The 17,293-nt window shown below is 58.6% G+C and carries 12 protein-coding genes; 5 read left to right on the forward strand and 7 right to left on the reverse strand.

Annotation, left to right across the window (positions count from 1 at the left end; translation table 11 throughout):
- Positions 1 to 47 precede the first annotated feature (47 nt).
- From NKI19_RS02285 to NKI19_RS02295, 3 genes are all read left to right on the forward strand, one after another.
- A complete protein-coding gene (locus tag NKI19_RS02285; protein WP_352489138.1) occupies positions 48 to 350 on the forward strand; it encodes an accessory factor UbiK family protein in 303 nt (100 codons plus the stop codon).
- A 331-nt stretch (positions 351 to 681) separates the two neighbouring features.
- Complete coding sequence (locus NKI19_RS02290; protein ID WP_023678420.1) at positions 682 to 1,182, forward strand: type III secretion system chaperone family protein; 501 nt, start codon at positions 682 to 684, stop codon at positions 1,180 to 1,182.
- Positions 1,183 to 1,188: 6 nt separating this feature from the next.
- Entirely contained in the window at positions 1,189 to 1,548 is a 360-nt protein-coding gene (locus tag NKI19_RS02295) for a tRNA-binding protein (protein ID WP_352489009.1), read from the forward strand.
- Between the two features lie 12 nt (positions 1,549 to 1,560).
- Here NKI19_RS02295 and NKI19_RS02300 read toward each other — a convergent pair whose 3' ends face one another.
- A complete protein-coding gene (locus NKI19_RS02300) occupies positions 1,561 to 2,583 on the reverse strand; it encodes a glycosyltransferase family 4 protein (RefSeq protein ID WP_352489010.1) in 1,023 nt (340 codons plus the stop codon).
- Positions 2,584 to 2,788: 205 nt separating this feature from the next.
- On the reverse strand, positions 2,789 to 4,204 hold the full coding sequence (locus NKI19_RS02305) for an ATP-binding protein (protein ID WP_352489011.1): 1,416 nt from the start codon (positions 4,202 to 4,204) through the stop codon (positions 2,789 to 2,791).
- A 367-nt stretch (positions 4,205 to 4,571) separates the two neighbouring features.
- On the opposite strand from NKI19_RS02305, the gene NKI19_RS02310 reads away from it, so the two are divergent.
- Entirely contained in the window at positions 4,572 to 5,702 is a 1,131-nt protein-coding gene (locus NKI19_RS02310; protein WP_352565780.1) for a hypothetical protein, read from the forward strand.
- A gap of 180 nt (positions 5,703 to 5,882) precedes the next feature.
- Here NKI19_RS02310 and NKI19_RS02315 read toward each other — a convergent pair whose 3' ends face one another.
- The 5 genes from NKI19_RS02315 to NKI19_RS02335 form a co-directional block, all read right to left on the reverse strand.
- Positions 5,883 to 6,077 carry a type I restriction-modification enzyme R subunit C-terminal domain-containing protein gene (locus NKI19_RS02315; RefSeq protein ID WP_352565782.1) on the reverse strand — a complete coding sequence of 65 codons (195 nt, stop codon included), beginning with the start codon at positions 6,075 to 6,077 and terminating at the stop codon, positions 5,883 to 5,885.
- 230 nt (positions 6,078 to 6,307) lie between these two features.
- On the reverse strand, positions 6,308 to 9,478 hold the full coding sequence (locus NKI19_RS02320) for a helicase-related protein (RefSeq protein WP_352565783.1): 3,171 nt from the start codon (positions 9,476 to 9,478) through the stop codon (positions 6,308 to 6,310).
- Positions 9,475 to 12,420 (reverse strand): DUF1156 domain-containing protein, encoded by a 2,946-nt coding sequence (locus NKI19_RS02325; protein ID WP_352565785.1) that lies wholly within the window; start codon positions 12,418 to 12,420, stop codon positions 9,475 to 9,477. Before NKI19_RS02325 ends, NKI19_RS02320 begins: the two co-directional genes overlap by 4 nt.
- The gene (locus NKI19_RS02330; protein ID WP_352565786.1) at positions 12,417 to 12,896 is read right to left on the reverse strand and encodes a DUF7680 family protein; all 480 of its coding nucleotides are present in this window, start codon (positions 12,894 to 12,896) and stop codon (positions 12,417 to 12,419) included. Before NKI19_RS02330 ends, NKI19_RS02325 begins: the two co-directional genes overlap by 4 nt.
- Positions 12,896 to 15,949: an ATP-binding protein gene (locus NKI19_RS02335; RefSeq protein ID WP_352565788.1), complete on the reverse strand. Its 3,054-nt coding sequence runs from the start codon at positions 15,947 to 15,949 to the stop codon at positions 12,896 to 12,898. Before NKI19_RS02335 ends, NKI19_RS02330 begins: the two co-directional genes overlap by 1 nt.
- 783 nt (positions 15,950 to 16,732) lie before the next feature.
- On the opposite strand from NKI19_RS02335, the gene NKI19_RS02340 reads away from it, so the two are divergent.
- Positions 16,733 to 17,113 (forward strand): helix-turn-helix domain-containing protein, encoded by a 381-nt coding sequence (locus NKI19_RS02340; RefSeq protein ID WP_352565790.1) that lies wholly within the window; start codon positions 16,733 to 16,735, stop codon positions 17,111 to 17,113.
- The last annotated feature ends 180 nt before the right edge of the window (positions 17,114 to 17,293 follow it).

The following is a 17,293-nucleotide window of genomic DNA, read 5'->3' on the forward strand; positions in this document are numbered from 1 at the left end:
TCCGCATCGTGCGCCACTACGTCAATTCCACCAAGCGAGGATTTGCCATGGCGAACGGACCTAACCGCATTCTCGATGAATTCGCCAAGTTGATGACCGACGCAGCCGGTGCCGCGCAAGGCGTGCGGCGCGAGGTGGAGACCGCCTTCAGGGGCCAGGCCGAGCGCATACTCAACTCCATGGACGTGGTGCAGCGCGAGGAATTCGAGGCCGCTCGCGACATGGCGGCGAAGGCCAGGGAAGAAAACACCCGCCTCGCCGCTCGCATCGAGGCGCTCGAGGCCAGGCTTGCCGAATTGACCGGTCAAGCAGCGCCTGCGGCTGCGGCAAAGCCGCGTGCAAAAAAATAACAAGAAATAAATCATTAAACTTTTCCACAAAGCCGGATCGCAAAAAGCGCTTTGTCGTGAATCGCTTACCGGTACTGCGTGAATCTTTGTGACAGTGGCTTTCCACATGCGAATGACGCAGTGCGAAAAATTTGGCTGGTCACGCGACTCCCGATCAATAGACTGAATTTGTTGCATGATTCGGAGCAGGGTCATGCGCCGGGCGGTGGGGTCCGGTCCGGGGTCTTTGCGTTGACGAAGTCCTGGCCGTCCGAGTTCTAGGCAGAATTGTTCGAGTGTGCCTCTCCCGCGGAGCGTGTGGTGGCGCTCCCAGAACGACAGGAAGCATTTCATGGAACTTCTCGAACTCGAATTCTCCCGCGAAATCCATCCGGTGGATGTTATCGAGCAGGTGGCGCACAACAACGACTGGTCCTTCGAACGGGCCGGCGACGACGAGATCTCGATTTCGGTTGCCGGAAGCTGGACCGACTACCACGTTTCATTCTCCTGGATGGAGGACTACGAGGCGCTGCACCTGGCCTGCGCCTTCGACATCAAGGTGCCTGAGGCGCGCGCGCTCGAGGTGATGCGGCTGCTTTCGCTGATCAACGAGCAGATGCTGTTTGGCCATTTCGACCTCTGGGAGCAGGAAGGCGCCATCATGTTCCGCCAGTCGCTGCTGCTGGCCGGTGGGGTCGAGCCGTCGAGCCAGCAGGTCGAGGTGCTGCTGTCGTCGGCGCTGGAAGCCTGCGAATGCTATTTCCAGGCGTTCCAGTTCGTCGTCTGGTCAGGCACTTCGGCCAAGGATGCGCTGGCCGGCGTGCTGTTCGAAACCTACGGAAACGCCTGACCGACGATGAGTTCGAGCAACGCGCGAAAACCCGAGATCAGCTTTGCCGATTTCGACCGCATCGACATCCGCGCCGGCACGATCGTCGAGGCCGAGCCTTTTCCCGAGGCGCGCAAGCCGGCGATCAAGTTGAAAATCGACTTTGGTCCCGTGATCGGGGTGAAGAAATCCTCGGCCCAGATCACGAAATACTATACGCCCGAAACCTTGATCGGCCGGCAGGTGTTCGCTGTGGTCAATTTCCCGCCGCGCCAGATCGGGCCATTCATGTCGGAAGTGCTGGCGCTCGGCTTTCCCGACGAAGAGGGCGCCGTCGTCCTCGGCGCGATCGAGCGCAGGGTGCCGGACGGCGGCAGATTGTTTTAACTGCGCTTTTGCTCAGGCGGCCAGTTTACGCGTGGTACCGAGCGCTTCTTCGACCGTTTCCATGAACATTTCCGCGCAGGCCTTCCAGCTGTAGCGCATCGCGCGTTGCCGCGCCTCGGCGCGGTCGACGTGAAGGGCCGCGAGCGCTGCTTGCCGCAGGTCGTCCGATACCGCACCGCCGATGCCGTCACCCACAATATCGATCGGTCCGGTGACTGGATAGGCTGCGACCGGCGTGCCGCTGGCCAGCGCCTCGATGATGACGTTGCCGAATGTGTCGGTGCGGCTGGGGAAGACGAAGGCATCGGCCGAAGCGTAGATCTCGGCCAGTTCGTCGTTCGGGCGATGGCCGAGGAAATGGGCATGGGGATATCTGGCCTTCAGCTTCGCCAATTCCGGCCCTTCGCCTACGACCACCTTGCTGCCCGGCAGGTCGAGGTCGAGGAAGGCCGGCAGGTTCTTTTCGATCGCGACGCGGCCGACGCAGAGGAAGATCGGTCCGGGAAATCCCAGGTCCTTTCTTTTGTCCGGTCGAAAATGATCTGTGTCGACGCCGCGCGTCCATGGCCGGAGCTTGGTGAAGCCGCGCGCCGCAAGATCGTCGGCGAGCGACTGGGTGGCGACCAGCGTGCCCTGTCCTGAATTGTGGAAATCGCGCAGCCAGCGATAGGCCCATGCTTCAGGCACCGGCAGGCGCGCGCTCAGATATTCCGGAAAACGTGTGTGATAGCTGGTCGTGAACGGGCGGCCGGCGTTGCGGCAGTAGCGCCGGGCCATAATGCCGAGCGGTCCTTCGGTGACGATATGGATGTGGTCCACCTTGCGTGCCTCGATCAGCTGCGCCACGCGGTGCGGCGTCGTCAGCGCCAGCCTGATATCGGGATAGGTCGGCAGAGGCAGGGTGCGAAAGATGTTCGGCGTCAGGAAGTCCGTCTCGACATCGAAGGATTTCAGGGTTTCCGAGAGACGCTCCAGCGTGTGGACGACGCCGTTGACTTGCGGGCGCCAGGCGTCGGTGACCATCAGGATGCGCATGGCGGTCCCTTGGCGGAGAGCTTGATTGCCTTGCCGCGATACCTGAACGGCGACCACGCCGCAGCTCTGGCCTCGCACCGGCGCACCCGGGCCGGCGCGGGGTCGAAATGAGGCCGCAGGGCCGAATCAATCAGAATCGCGCGCTTCATTGGCGCTCTTCACCATGGTTTCGTGACGGGCCGATGAAGGCCGGGTCTCGCTGCCGTCAAGCCGGGACCTTGATCACCGCCCGAAGGCCGCCGAGCGGGCTGCGTTCGAGGGCGATGTCGCCGCCATGGCTGCGGGCAATGTCGCGTGCGATGGAGAGGCCAAGGCCGGTGCCGCTGGCGTCCAGGTTGCGGGCCTCGTCCAGCCGCACGAAAGGCTTGAATACATCCTCCCGCTTTTCGGGCGGAATGCCCGGGCCGTCATCGTCGATGGTGACGAGCAGCGAACCGCGACCATGACTGGCATTGATCTCCACCGTCTTGGCATAGCGGAATGCATTGCCGACGACGTTGGACAGCAGCCGGGCAAAGGCATTGGGGCGCACATGCACATGCGGATCGCCGACAAGCACGGTCGATAGCTTGCGCTTGCGCAGCGCGGCTTCCTCGCGAAGCTTGTCGAAGAAGGCTTCGAGATCGAACTGACCGGCGTCTTCCGACGCTTCGCCGCGTGCAAAGGCAAGGTAGCCTTCCAGCATCGACTGCATGTCGTCGATGTCCTGGTCGAGTGCCTGGGTATCGGCCGCCTTGGTCCCGGCAAGCGCCAATTGCAGCTTGAAGCGGGTGAGGATGGTCCTCAGATCGTGGCTGACGCCGCTCAGCATCGCGGTACGCTGCTCGAGCTGGCGTTCGATGCGTTCGCGCATCTGGATGAAGGCAAAGCCGGCGCGGCGGACTTCCTCGGCTCCGCGCGGGCGAAAATCGCGCGGCATCGGCCGGCCTTTGCCGAAACTCTCGGCCGCCTCGGCCAGCGTCAGAATCGGCCGGATCTGGTTGCGCAGGAAGGGAATGGCGATCATCAGCAGCACCAGCGAGGTGCCAACCATCCAGATCAGGAAAATATGGGTGTTCGATGCATAGGCCTGGCTGCGGCGCACAAAGACCCGCAGCACCTTGTTCTCGAGCTGGACGCGGACCTCGACGATATTGGAATTGCCGACGGTATCGATCCAGAACGGACGGTTGATCTGCCGGGTGATCTCGGACGAAAGGATCTCGTCGAGGATCGAGAAGAACGGCTTTGGCCCGGGTGGCGGCAGCGGGTCGGGCGGCAGGAGGTCGACCTTCAGCTGCATGCGATCCTGGGCGATGCGGATGACGTTGGCGTAGTCGGCGTCGTGCGGATAGGTCTCTATCAGGTCGATGATGGCGGCGATGTCGCGCACCGTGGCCTGCGACAGGCGCTGCGTCACGGTCTGCCAGTGGCGCTCCATGAAGACAAAGGCCACGACCGACTGCAGCATGATCATCGGCGCGATGACGATGATCAGCGAGCGGGCATAGAGCCGCTTCGGCATGTAAAGCGATACCAGGCGCCAGAAACGATTCCAGGCGCGCGGCACGGCCTTGAGCGCCCGCGTCGCGCGAGCGCTCAAGCCGCCATCTCCCGGCCGTTCGAGTTGCGTGGTCGCCATTCGTCTTTTCGCTCACCGGCGGCCCGGCAAAGGACCGCTGTCGGCGGCATTCTATTCCACGCTGAGCCGTTCTGGAACAGCCGTGTGAGTTCAAGTGGTTAAGCTGTCAAATGTGGGGTTATTGGCCATTGATAACACTGACTTTATTCCCAAATTGTCAAACCGATGAGGTCGTCTTTCGGGGTCTGGTGTTTCCATCTGGTCGGACTAGCACTCGGGCAGATATAGGGCGTTTCTCTCGAACGCAACAGGGCTCGTCCCTCTCCTGGTTCGGAAGGGCGTATGGCGACAAGAGCTCTAAAACGTCGACGGCTGCTCAAATTATCACATCAACGTTTTCGACCGCCGGGTGCGTAATAATTCGTGTGTGAAGATCGTCGAAAATAAACAGCCTGTTTTCCGGCCGTTCGTTGGACATAACGCTATAGCTGAAATTGAGGCTGCTCCGACAGAGCCGCCAGACTCGCAGGGACTTCGCCTGCTTTTGAAGGAGATCGATGTGGCTTACGACCCAGGATTATTCGCGAAACGGTTAGAAGACCTCATCACAGCCCGGTATTTAATAATGCCTGGTCACCTTGAGCGCGAGCACGAACTTCTGACCAAGAAGTGGTTCGACTATCGGTTTCTGTCGCCTCTCGACGCCACGCTGCTATTTGGTGAAATCTATCGAAAAGCCTTACGTGCGTTTGTCCGTGCCAACATCGATCGCGAGTTGTCGGAGCATGTAAACGGTGTCAAAGCGGCCCCACCTTCCGAGCCTGCCGGTTGGTTCACACAGCTTTGGATGGCAAGGCAAAGGGCGGACGAACTCGGCTTGCCCTATGATGAATTCATGGAGTTCTCATTTCATTTTTCGGGTAGGAGGACTCGATCACGGAACCCCCTACCTTTGCAGCTTCATGCAAACGATACGACGAAAGTTGCTTGGCACGCTCAGTTCGAAAAGTTCAAACTCGACCGAGGGCTTTTTTCCGTATGGCCAGGGTCTGACCTGGCTCAGTATCAAATAGACCATTATCGCGGTCTCCCGGCGCAAAAAAACTTCCGCGAGGTCCTCACCGCTGTTCTTCGAACTGACGGGAAGCGCTGGTCGGACGTGATCGCTCGTCATTGCCTTTCTCGCAGGCAACTGCCACTTCGCGCTGTGCTTCGGATCATGCCAGGCAACCAGCGCCGCAACTCGTTCGAGACAGCTGTCGACGAAATGAGAATTGGAATGTGGGGAACACGAAACGTTGTCAAATTGGATGACGCTGAGTTCCTCCAGAGCTGCTTCGGAATGCAGAACCCTTCGACGGAAGATTCTGTTCAATGCTGCGCCTGTCCAGACCACATCAGGTGCAGGCTTATTGCCACCAAGATAGACGAACTAGCGAAACGTCGTTTCGGATCGGCCTCGCCGGTGCGGGATGCGCGTCTTGCAGCAGTTGCCGCCAGAGTCGCGAAACACCGTGCCAAGATGGCAGCGCTCGCTCGAACCGGAGGACATACATAGCAAAATCAGCCACTTTTTCGGTAGGGCAGGAGCGGTGCGTATGTAACGCTTCCCTAATCTTTCTTCCTTTCTTCCTTTCTTCCTTCTTACTTACTTACTTACTTACTCCTTTAGGGAGGCGTTACATTGCTAGAATCCTCCGGTCCGGAACGAATCCAGCACCTACAATCGTCTGAGTCGTTAGGCGACGGCACTGCCGTTGATTTCCTGAATTCTCGAAAAGAGCTGCGCCACATGGCCTTCGTCGAACACCTGCTCCGGTCCCGTAGGCGCGACGTCGGTGAAGGGTGGCTCATAGAGCAGGCTCGGGTCCATCGTGCCCTGGTCCGTCAGGTGCTCGATGATCATGCCGAAGAACCTTATCTGCGCGACCACGCTGCCGCCCCGAAGGCCTACGAAATGGCTGCATGTCGAGCCCGACTTAGCGAACGCAGCAGGGACCAAATCCCCAAATCCATAGCTCGTCTCGCGGGCGTGCTCGACGTCGCCATCGGCACTATGCCTGCGTGGAGCACTATCTTTGGAGTCGGCCAAGTCGATAGTCGTAAGCTGCTTGCCCTACCTCAGCTTGTCCCGCATGCCTTCGCTACAAGACCGCCCTCCTATCAGGGCAAAGGCGCGGCTCGGTATATTTCTAGGTCGGGGAAGCTCGGACTCCCTGGGGTCCAAAACTCTACGCTATCTGAATGCATCTCAAAGAATTCCCGGTCGACCGTGACGCGAATGGCGTGAGGAAGATTGCCGTCGGTTAGACGGTAATCCTTCTCATTCAGATGGATCGCTTCGGTGCCACGAGGAAGCAAAACCGATCGGTCGAGGACAAAGCGGAGATCAGACAGTGTGATCGCTGGATCGGGGCGCGCCGGAACTTCGAGATCCTCATCGGCAAAATCGTCCAGGTTCAGTGCGGAGCCTTCTCCGGCCGAAATAGCGTTGTCTAGGGCCTGAAGAGCGTCCTCGCGCTTGCCTTCCGGAGCGCTGGGCTTGGACAGAACCGACTCTTCGATAATGCGCGGCAGGCGGGTAAGGATTGGCTGGAGGCCGCCTACGACGCTCTCGAAAATCGAAATCCGGCTGCGCAGCGCGCGATATACGTCGGCCTCGATCGTGTCTTCGTAGTGTAGATTGATGATTCGAATATCCGAAAACCGCTGACCCAAGCGGTCGATGCGACCTATACGCTGTTCGACCCGCATGGGGTTCCAAGGCATATCGTAGTTCACCAAAGCGCCGCAGAACTGGAAGTTCAGACCCTCAGCTGCAGCGTCTGTGCAAACAAGAACTTCTGAGCGCCCCTCCTTGAAGCGTCGTTTGACCTCGTCGCGCGTAATCAACGTCCAGGTTCCATCAGTGTTGCGAACCTCGCCGCCGCGTCCGGAAAAGCACATGACCGAGTCGCCGGCGGCGACGAGCAAGTTCCGCAAATAGTCCATCGTGTCGGTAAACTGGGTGAACACCATAACCTGCGGATAGCCGCTGCCTTTAAGTTCACTGAGAACTCTGGACAGCTCCATTGCCTTCGTGTCGGTCGGCAGCTGGTTGATTTCGTCGACAATGGTTTGGATGGTCGCGATTTCTTCGAAGGCAAGAGCGCGGCGCTCGTCCTCGGACACGTTTTCGATGTCGATTTCTTCACCAGCCTCGACTTGGTCGGCAACGTCTTCGTCGATCCTGGCCTCATCCACCGCTACAAGGAGTCCGCCGACGCCGCCCTTGCGCTTCTCCATCGTTTGCCGAAGGGCATGGAAACTTGAGGCAAGGCGGCGACGATAAATGGTCATCACAAATCCCACGGCGTTGCGGGCTTCGGGCGCCGCAGCGTTGTAGGTTTCTGAAATGTAGGTTTCTACCTGCTGATAAAGATCGCCTTCCTCTGCCGAAAGCGGAATGAAGCGGTCTTCGACTTGTCTGGTCGCGACTGCTGTCGATAACTGCCCGGCCTTGAAATATTTCCGAAGCAGCTCGCGCGTATGTCGCGAGACTAGCGAACGCACCGGAGTCGAGCGTTTGATAATCGCAATCGCCGCGCGCCGTTCTTCGGGCGAAAGCTGCCGCCGCGGTATCGAAACCGGATCGCGCAGCGCTTGGAGGACTTTCCGGGTCTTCAATCCGCTCAGTCGGGTCTGCCTTTCCGCATCCGTCCGCGAGACCTCTCCAAAATGGGCTTCGTTCGCCCTGAAGAGCGCCGAAAGCCAATCGAGGCTTTCGTTGGTTACATGTTCCTTCGCGACTTCCGAGAAGAAGCGGACAAACGCATCCGGCGTCCATTCAGGCGGCAGCCCCAGGAGGTCGAGCAAATCCCAGAGTTCCGTGGCGTGGACCTGCAACGGTGTCGCGGTAAGAAGGATCAGCCCGTCCGTTCGACGCCGCAACGACCGCATCAATTGGAGGAGCCGGTTCGGGCCTTTGGCTTGCGGCGTTCCAGCGCCCTTCGTTCGGGCGTGATGCGCTTCATCCAGGACAACGAGATCCCACGGTTCGCTTCCCTCCAGAATTTCGCGGTGTCGATCCTGGCGCCGCGCGAGATGGCTCGACATGATCACGAATGGCTCACGATGCCACGCCTCGCGCGAGACCAGCTTCTCGAAATCATGATCTCTCGCCGGCGACCGATACCACGTCAATTTCTGACCGTCGTAGATCGGCCAATTTAGATTGAACTTTTCGCGCAGCTCGATTTGCCATTGCTTACAGACGTTCTTGGGCGCAAGGACCAGCGCGCGCTTGACTCTGTCCGCCAGCCAGCCTTGGCGAAGTAGCAACCCGGCCTGAACGGTCTTTCCGAGACCAACTTCATCGGCAATCAGGAGCTTGGGTGGCCAGTTGTCGTAGAGGCGGCGATAGGCCCGGATTTGATGGGGCCAGGGGACGACCGCGGAAGTCGCTTCGCCGACGCGATCGCCGCCGACAGGCTGAACAGCGGCGTTGGCGATCTTTTCCCAAACGGCCTGGCGTTCCTCGTCGACCGAAATGTTTGGCCATGGCCCAACGATGATGGGCTCGTCCGCAGCGTCCGGCCCTTGAGTGGATCTGGGTGTCAATGTCCCCCTTGATTGGTCGTCTTGTTCTGCAAGGCGCTTCGGCAGTTTTTCGGGGTCGGGCAGAAAGGTTAGCAGCTGCTCGCGCAGCGCCGTGGGCACATCGAGTGTGATCGCTCGGCGGGCGCGATCGGCCCACAACTTCGCAAAGCTTGCTTCTTCCTCGTCAACGCGAGGACCGTCATTCCACGAGGTGAAGGCGTTGAAGCTTTCCCAGTTCCGCGTCCAACCGAATTCGGTCTCGTTGATGCTGCCGTTGAAGGCCATCCGATCGCCGGTCTTGTCCTCGATGATGCCGGTCTTTTCGTGAAAGATGCTGTTGTCGCGGATCGGCCGGCGGTCGAGATCGCAGGGCACAGCGAGCTTCACATCTAGAAAGCTGTTGGCCACCATCCAGGCGACAAGTTCGAGGGCATCGATCGTTCTAGGATCGGCCGACAAGATCGGCGTCCTTATCACCGTCCGTTCGACCGCCTCGCGCAGCGATTCGCCGAGTTCGATGGCCGCTACCTCTTCTTCGCCCAGGGTGCAGCCGACGATTAACCGCATCCGCCCGTTGTTGACGACCAGCCCTTCGACGCCCCGCGCGGCAAGCGCCAAGGCGCGCGCCGAGAAGTATCCGGTGAGGCGATCGTATCGAGTTGCCGAGCGCAAAGCAGGCACATAGAACAGCCGAACGAGGTCACCATCGTCCGGCGTATATTTGAGGCGCCATGCGGTGTCGCGCAGAAGTGTCAAGCAGCCTCCTCTGTGAAGAGCGACAGCTGCTGGGGCTCGTCCACCTTATCGGAGAAGGCGAGACGGCGTAGCTTTTCAAGGGCGTCGAAATCATCGGCCGCCGATTTTGCGTCGCCGGTCGCAACATCAAAGCCGACAAAGTTGCGAGAGGGTGGCAGAACTTCCAGAACGGCCTCGAGCGCGGCCAGAAATTGAGGATCGCCATCGATCCCTGCATCCTTGAGAAGATCGACAGCCGCTTCGAGGGTGCGCGTCCTGCCACGATGGGCGGCATGGTGAATTGCGTCGATCATGGCGCGCGACCCGTCGACGGGGCCGAGTGCGTTTTTGGCGGCGCGCGTAGCGCTATCCCAGAGCTTAATATCCGAGCCCTTCTTTTCGCAAATCCTACCGATCAGCTGACCATCGAGGTCTGCGCCCACGGCACGAGCCAGGCGCAGGCCTTCGTCATAGCTGAACACGGGCGCCTTGAACGCGTCCCAGGCCAGCACGAACCACGACGTAGTCGCATCGAGATCGCCGCGCCCCTTGGTGTGCGTAAGCTGGTTCAAGCGCCACGTCTTCACCTCGCGACGCGCAGCATCAAGCGCGTCTTCTGGGGTCACGGCATAGGGATCGAATTCTTCTTCGAATAGTTCGGCCTGCTTTCGGCGTTTCTTCGCCAAGGGTTCGGGGCGCGGCGTGCCGCGCTTCAGTGGCCAGTGGCGCGAGAACTCCTCCAGCGCCGGGCCGAAGGAGGCGAGATAAAGATCGACGCCGCTGATCCCTGCTTTCTGGAATTGTTCGACGCGGGTTCGGACGGCCTTTGCCACTAGCGGTTCGACGTCTTCCCAATAGGTCGTCCCGTCGCCCTGTTCGGCAGGGCGCGGGCGGCAGACGAGAAAGATAGTGGAGTTAGCGGCTGCCTTGTCTTTTATGTGAAGCGAACCCTCGGCCTCGGTGTTCACCGGCCAGGAGGCGGTGATGATAAAGCCTGCTTCAATCAACCCCTTGGTCAAGGCATCCCAGGCACTCGTGTCCTTGTGCGTGAACATCACGGTCATAATGCCGTTCGGTTTGAGGACTCGCCGGCTTTCCGCGAAGATCGCGGCCATCTTTTCTTGGTAGTCACGGTTTGCGAGAGCATCCGCACCCTTATGACCTTTGAAATGGGCCTTGTTAGCGACCGCCTCGGATGCTTTGTCGGTAAGGCGTCTTGTGAAGAGTTCTGGCGCGACCAGCCCGGCTGTGCGCTTGAGCCAAACATAGAAGAAATCTGAAAGCTCCGCATACATAACATTCGAGCCATACGGCGGGTCCATTACGACCGCGTCGACAGACGAGTCGGCGAGGTGATCAAGCGATGCGCCAGATTTTGAGGAAACCATAACTATGGGTGCAGCCAACGGTTTGCCGTTACCAAAAAGAGGGCCGGCTTTGTGGGGAACTGGACCTGAAAGATCCACCAGTTCTTTGATGCATTTTCTAGTCTCCCGGATCGCCCAGTCAAATCCTTGGCCTTCAACCATTATGGCCATTTCGACGTAGGACCACTTCATCGAAAAGTTGTGGCTGTCGAACGTGTTTGCCATAACCTCGCGTTTCACAATCCATCTTGTCATTCTCGAATTGTAATCACGCAATTTGTCCAAGCTGAAGCTCAGGTAGATGTAAGCTGCTCGTCTAATGTCAGTCAGAAGACCGGCGACACGGTCCTCCTCCACCATCCCTCGAAAGACTTCTACAGCGAGGCAGTGGCCAAGTAATTGGCGCGGAGAAAACAAGTCACGCCACTGCGTCATCCCATAAAGTCGATGCCCGCGGTCATAGTTCGAGATCTCATCGATAGGCTCAATCGGAACTATGCCGAGCGCTTCCCAATCTGACAATCTCTGTGCAAGGCGCTCTGAAATACCTGCTGCATTGTCATCTTCGGATAGTGGAGCGCGATAGCCGCGCTCCCATTTCGGCTTGCCCACCGCTCCGGATCTCAGCTTTGTCTCAACCCGACGCTTATAGACCACAGCAAAAAGCTGATCGCCCATGCCCTGCGATTGGGCCTGGCGTTTCACCTCGTCGCCATTCACAACTCTGGCGCAATCGGGAAAGGGACAAGTAGCATCACCGTCTGCTACAGTGCCTTCTGAATGGTCGGCAACTTTGTCCACGATTTCGAATGAACAGAACCGCCCGGCGCTTCCTGGTCCAGCCGCCTTTTCAAACACCAGTCGAACTCCGAGACCGGCCGCGTTCAGCCGCCAGTTCGGCGAAAGTGGAATTTGGCCACGGCAGTAAGGGCACTCAATGGTGCGAGCCCAAAGGTAGGCATCGGGACGGGTATGTAAAATTGGCTCGCTCGGGAATGCTTCCGTGAAAGTGTCTTGGATGCGATTTCTGAATGTAGCGCCAACCGCCTCAAAGTCCTCGACCAACGCGTTCCCCAGCCGCTGGGGGAAATCGATCGTTGCACTCAATATCGCAGAGGCAACTGGATTGAGGTCGTTCGCGATCGCCTGAAAGCCGAGCCTCATTGACTCGAAAGGTATCGCGCCGCCACCTGCTGTTGGATCAAGAACTACGGCCGATGCAGTTGCTCCTAAGAAGGATAACTCCTCGCTAGATGCTCGGTAGGTGAAAGCACGTGGATAGCCATATGCGTCCTTTCCGAGACGCTCGCCCGTGCGATTGGCAGCCGCGATCCGCCTTTTTGCAGCCAGTGGGTCGCCATGAATTCCGAGCGCATGGAGAAACCTCTCATGATCCGCATCCGCTGGAAGCAGAGAGGCGAGGACTGCTGCGCGCGACGCGACAAGCGGACGGCGCGCCCACCAGACATGCAAACGATTAGGAGCCGGAAAGGGAGTCATCGGCGTGCGTTCCCGAAGACTCTCAATGCCTATTTCAGCGATCGGCAACCAACGTTCAATCAGCCGCACATCCGAGATACGTTCGTCTTCCATCATTTGGCCGGATCGGTGAGCAGAATGCGGAGGGCGGTCAACACGCGGCGCGGGTTTTTGCGGTGGACCGACATGCCGAGCCAATAACCGGCCTCCTCCTTCCCCATCACCTCGATGCCTTCAGCAACGAGGCGCATGTTGTCGCGATTGCGCATTGGAGCCAACGTGCGGAATAGAAGTGCCAGGCGAAGCGCCGTTTCTTCCGGCAGAGGCGATCCCATCCCCTCAATTGGCAAAAGATCAAGGCGGATGCCGCTTTCCTTGAGGCGCTTCAGCACCCGGTGCTCGGCAAGTTCAAGATTCCGCCCGCGAAGACCCGCAACGCGGATCGGAGCGGTGATCTGCGGCGTCACAGACGAGGGCAATTGCCAGACTTCAACCTCGGTATCGCCCGGGCCATGGCGGCGGGCGCGCAGTTCGTAAACTGGCTGGGTCTTCGACACCATCACATTTTCGTCCTTCCGGCGCGGGACATTCATCACTTCACCTCCGCCGTTGCTTCGACAAACGCAGCCGCGCTCGCAAAGCGTGTTAGCTTTTCGATGAATTTGTCCGCGGCATCTCCATCCAGCGCGAGCCCGCTTTCAAAATCAAACAGAATACTGGCCTTGAGATCAGTCACTTTCGCGGCTCGAAACTGTGGTTCGAGATAGTCCTTGATCGTCGAAGCATCCTGAGCTTCGCCCTTGAACTCGAACATCATCTCGCTGTCTTGGGTCGTCGTGTAGCCGCCCTCCAACGTCACCGAACGCTTGGTTCCAGAGATCGAGTTGGCAATCGGAATCAGCTTGAACGCGTCACCATATTCGAACAGACGGACCACGAGACGATCCACCTGTTCGAGCTTCGCGGTCTTTGCCTGTTCGATCACCTTCCGTAGCGCTTCCTTCAGCACGCCTTCGGCGGTGAAGACCTTGGCATTCGCGACCAAAGCGCCCTCCGGGCCGACTTGTGGTCGCTCGCCGAAACCCCCGCCCGGTGCGCCGCCGATCGGCGGGAGCGGATCGCTCGAAATCGAAGCACCAGATCCAGCCGACGCGGGTTGGGCCGCCGGCGCGGGCGCCGGCCGTGGCCACACACCGTTGGACTTGGCGAAGTCCATCGTGAAGATCGTGGTTTCTTCATCGATGTTGATCGACGGCATTGGATCGCCTGGGCCTGCAAGCAGATCGCCGCGTCGGTAGACATAGACGCCCTCCTCGATACCCTTTCGGATCGCCTTGCGGAACACGTCATCTGACAGGAGGATCGACAGCGAAGGGTCGCGGCGGAATTCATCGCGAAGATCGCGCGTCGTCATCTGTCCTTTCTTCAAGGGCGTGCGGTCGCGGATATAGGATGGGGAATCGGACGGATCAGAAGCGTCGCGAATCTTATTCTGACTTTGCAGCTGCCTAACAACCTGAAGCTGACCTGATCCCGGTCGCTCGGAGGCGTTCTGAATATCGATCACTGAATGCGCCAACTGCACAGAGCCAGCGCCGCTCAGCGCATTCCGGGAAGGATAGAGGATGTGGCGATAGCACTGCTGGATTGCGATAGCGGCCTCCGTCTCAGACTTCTTCTCTAGTTCGAAGACCTTGGCTTGCTGGTGCTCGGCAAGTTCTTTGACGCGCTCGGGCCGCTTAAGTTCCCGAAGGGCGAGGCGGCGCACAATCGCGCGCTTCATCTCGTTGATCTTGGTCTCGTCAGCGACGACGAATACTAAGTTGTTTCTCAGGGATCGCAGGCCGTTACCGTCCGCGCCCTTGCGTTCGAACATGCGCCCGACAATCTCGGGGATCTCGCGAAGATCCGCGCCGATTTCCAGCGCGTCGTGAGAAAGCAGAACAAGTCGCGGCTTCCCGTCTGAAACGTCATCCGGGACATCCCATGGCCCGCCAGGGAATGGCACGAGGTCGAAGGATTGCCCGCCGAAGATTTCCTTTGCCCGGTCGACAAGCTGGGTTCGCGCCTCACCGGGATCGATGTTCTTTTCTTCCCGCCCTATAACCTGCGTGAGGTTGGCTTCGGCGTTGAAGCGCAGCGGCACGTTTGGCCGATCGTCGAGATAGGCGGATTCTGCACGAAATTTCGTCCTGGCATCGTCGATGAACGAAAGGTCCGCCGCAGGGCTCAGGATCGAATAGCGCAAGTGGTCGGCTGCAACGCCCTTAAGGTCGTTGTTGAAAGCCAGGGTGTGGATGAAGATCGTGCGGGCGACGTAGGTGCCATAAGGCAGCAGGCCCTTGAAGTTTTTCGAGTCCAGTTCTTGGGCCAAAGCCAGCTTCTCGGGCGGCCCAGCAATGTCATTGAGAAGCGCCGGCACGAAGGCTGCTTGCTGTAGGCGCGTCGTGAACTCCCGGCGAATGACATCCGATCCCAGGTCGATGTGATGGAGATGGATAGCGGACGCATCGGAAGGCCGGCTTGCCCAGACGGTCGCAACGGTCTTTGCGAGAATGCGCAGCATTCCGCGAACGCGTTGAAAGCCGCCGAGCGTGGCGGTTTTCCCGGTGAGCGTGTCCAGCACGTCCGGGTGAAAGGGATAGGTTTGCGCGAATTCTGTGCTCGTGGCTGAGCGCCTGGCCTCTTCCGATAGAATGTCGCGATGAGTAGTCCATAGTTCGCGATAAGCGTTGATCACCTCCACTGCCTTGGAATCGTTAATCGAGGCAAACAGGCGCCGCCGGATGACCTTCGCGGTCTCATCGTCCCTTGTTGGATTAAGGTTGGTAGCTTTGCGGCCGGAGACGCTTTCGAGTTCCGACATGGCGCTAGCAAGAAATTCATTCTCATCAGCGAAGGCATCCACGCCCTTGCCATCGGCTCGAACCGCAAGCGTATAGACGATTGCCGCATTTGGGGTGCTTTCGATTGCGGTCAGCAGCGCCTTCAGGAAGACGGTAAGTTGGTCGCGCCCGCCCATACCTTGGACCCGCCGAAGATACTCGCCGAGCTCGTCGAGGACGACAAGCACGGGGTCAGTGCCAAATAGCTCCTTGATGGTGTCGGCACCGGGGGCAATTCGCTGCTCGTCCGATTGGCGAACGATCTCATAGCCAGCCTTCCCAGCCAACTGATAAGCTATTTCGCCCCAAGGCGTGTGGGCACGTATTCCTTCGCCCATTGGCCGACCGTTTGCGGGATCCGCATTCTCGCCATCGAAAGCGGCGACACGGACGGGACGGGTCGGCACGAGTGCCGGATCCAAAAATTCCGCGATATTTGAGACCTGCTTCATGCCTGCGGCGGCGTGAACGAGGGCAATCAGACCGTGCGTCTTACCGCCGCCGAAAGAGGTGTCGAGGCGAAAAACAGCCGACACGCTTTCGCCGCGGCCGGAAAGCCGGCCGCAAACATTGACGAGAAGCTCTTTGAGTCCCTCGGTAGGATATGTGTTCGTGAAGAACGTTGGAGCGTCCGTATAATCGCGCGAAGCGCGACCGGTTAGGACGTTCGCCAGATTGGCCGCATAGTCGCTATCTGCAATCGTGCCCTTGACCACGTCGTCACGCGGCTTGCACAGATCGAATATGTTCTGATGTCCCATGCCCCCGCCCATTCTTGTTGTAGCAGCGACAACGCCGCATCGAAAATCCAAGTGCTTTCATATCCACTTCGGCGGGCTACGTCCCAGTGATAAAAATCATCCGAAAAGTGGGATGGCATTTTGTGACTAATCCACTGGGTAGATAGCTCCTCTACCAATCTTCGACACATCTCGCAGCCCTACAGACTGACCGGCTAATAGCGCGTTCGTCTCCGCTTGGTGCTCGTGCAGGCCCTCTTGCACACTTGGCTAGGACGCTGTCCTACGACCATTCGCTGAGCATGCAAAACCGGGTGTCTTACCTGGCTCGGTTTTCCCCAGAAACTCTCGGATTTCGCAAATGGCTGGGTCACGGTCGGTGGGGCAGCCCGCCACCGCAGCCCCCTTCGCTGACGAAGGTCGACCACACAGGATGGCCTTTATCCGAGTCGCATCACTCATGCGACAGGCACTTCAGAGCCCGAGGCCGTTTCCGTCTCGCTAGTTCCGAGCGCCGCGGATCCGCCATGTGCGCTCTGTCGCCAAGGATGGCAGTAAGTCATAGATGACTTATATATAGATTCGACAAAATCTCAATTATGAGACTTTAAACTACAATTAACTTAGTGATATGTTTAACTAAGTTGTCAATTGAACGGTTATTCAGCTTACAGAGATCAATGGGAAACCAAATACCCTATCGCTGTCTGATATATATTAAGCAAGATCATAGACTTAAGAAAGAGAACGAGCATGAGAAACGTTAGCAGGGGTGCAGCTGGCAAATCGGAGATTGCCAAATTCTTGGACAAGCGCATCTATGAACTGAGTCATCGAAAGAGCCAAAGGGACATAGCCAGAGCGATCGGTTTTGTGAACGACAACGTTATAGCGATGCTTAAGAGCGGGAGAACCAAGGTGCCGCTTTTTCGTGTCGTGAGCATCGCCAAGGCGCTAGAAACCGATCCCCGCGAGCTATTCGTCATGGCGCTCACGCAGGATGGCAATGAAAAAGACCTTGCGGCATTTCAGGAAATTGTGGGCGAGTTCTCAGAAAACGAGCGGGAGATCATCGGCGCGGTCCGCAAATTCTCAAACGGAGCGGATCCGACGCTATCGGTCGTCTTTAGAAAGATCCTTCGCGCCCTCTTTGGCGGCGTGGGCGGCAAGAAGACGAGAGAATGATGCTGAGTGACGCCAGGACCGAACCATCATTCTGAGCGGCCGAGTTCGACCAGAGCCGAAGTTCTGCCACTCGCCATGTCGGTTGAAGGCCCAAGGTCGGTCGTAAGTCGGGTAAGGCGAGTCGTTTTTGAAAGCAGACGTTCCATGTAGCCGATCAGCATGAAACTGCAACTCGTGCGC

The organism is Mesorhizobium sp. M0751 (genome assembly GCF_040320265.1).
GTDB lineage: Bacteria > Pseudomonadota > Alphaproteobacteria > Rhizobiales > Rhizobiaceae > Mesorhizobium.

Bases quoted from the DNA above. Each gene is read 5' to 3' on its own strand.
- NKI19_RS02285 (WP_352489138.1), top strand. From the start codon at position 48: ATGGCGAACGGACCTAACCGCATTCTCGATGAATTCGCCAAGTTGATG.
- NKI19_RS02290 (WP_023678420.1), top strand. From the start codon at position 682: ATGGAACTTCTCGAACTCGAATTCTCCCGCGAAATCCATCCGGTGGAT.
- NKI19_RS02295 (WP_352489009.1), top strand. From the start codon at position 1,189: ATGAGTTCGAGCAACGCGCGAAAACCCGAGATCAGCTTTGCCGATTTC.
- NKI19_RS02300 (WP_352489010.1), bottom strand. From the start codon at position 2,583: ATGCGCATCCTGATGGTCACCGACGCCTGGCGCCCGCAAGTCAACGGC.
- NKI19_RS02305 (WP_352489011.1), bottom strand. From the start codon at position 4,204: ATGGCGACCACGCAACTCGAACGGCCGGGAGATGGCGGCTTGAGCGCT.
- NKI19_RS02325 (WP_352565785.1), bottom strand. From the start codon at position 12,420: ATGATGGAAGACGAACGTATCTCGGATGTGCGGCTGATTGAACGTTGG.
- NKI19_RS02330 (WP_352565786.1), bottom strand. From the start codon at position 12,896: ATGAATGTCCCGCGCCGGAAGGACGAAAATGTGATGGTGTCGAAGACC.
- NKI19_RS02335 (WP_352565788.1), bottom strand. From the start codon at position 15,949: ATGGGACATCAGAACATATTCGATCTGTGCAAGCCGCGTGACGACGTG.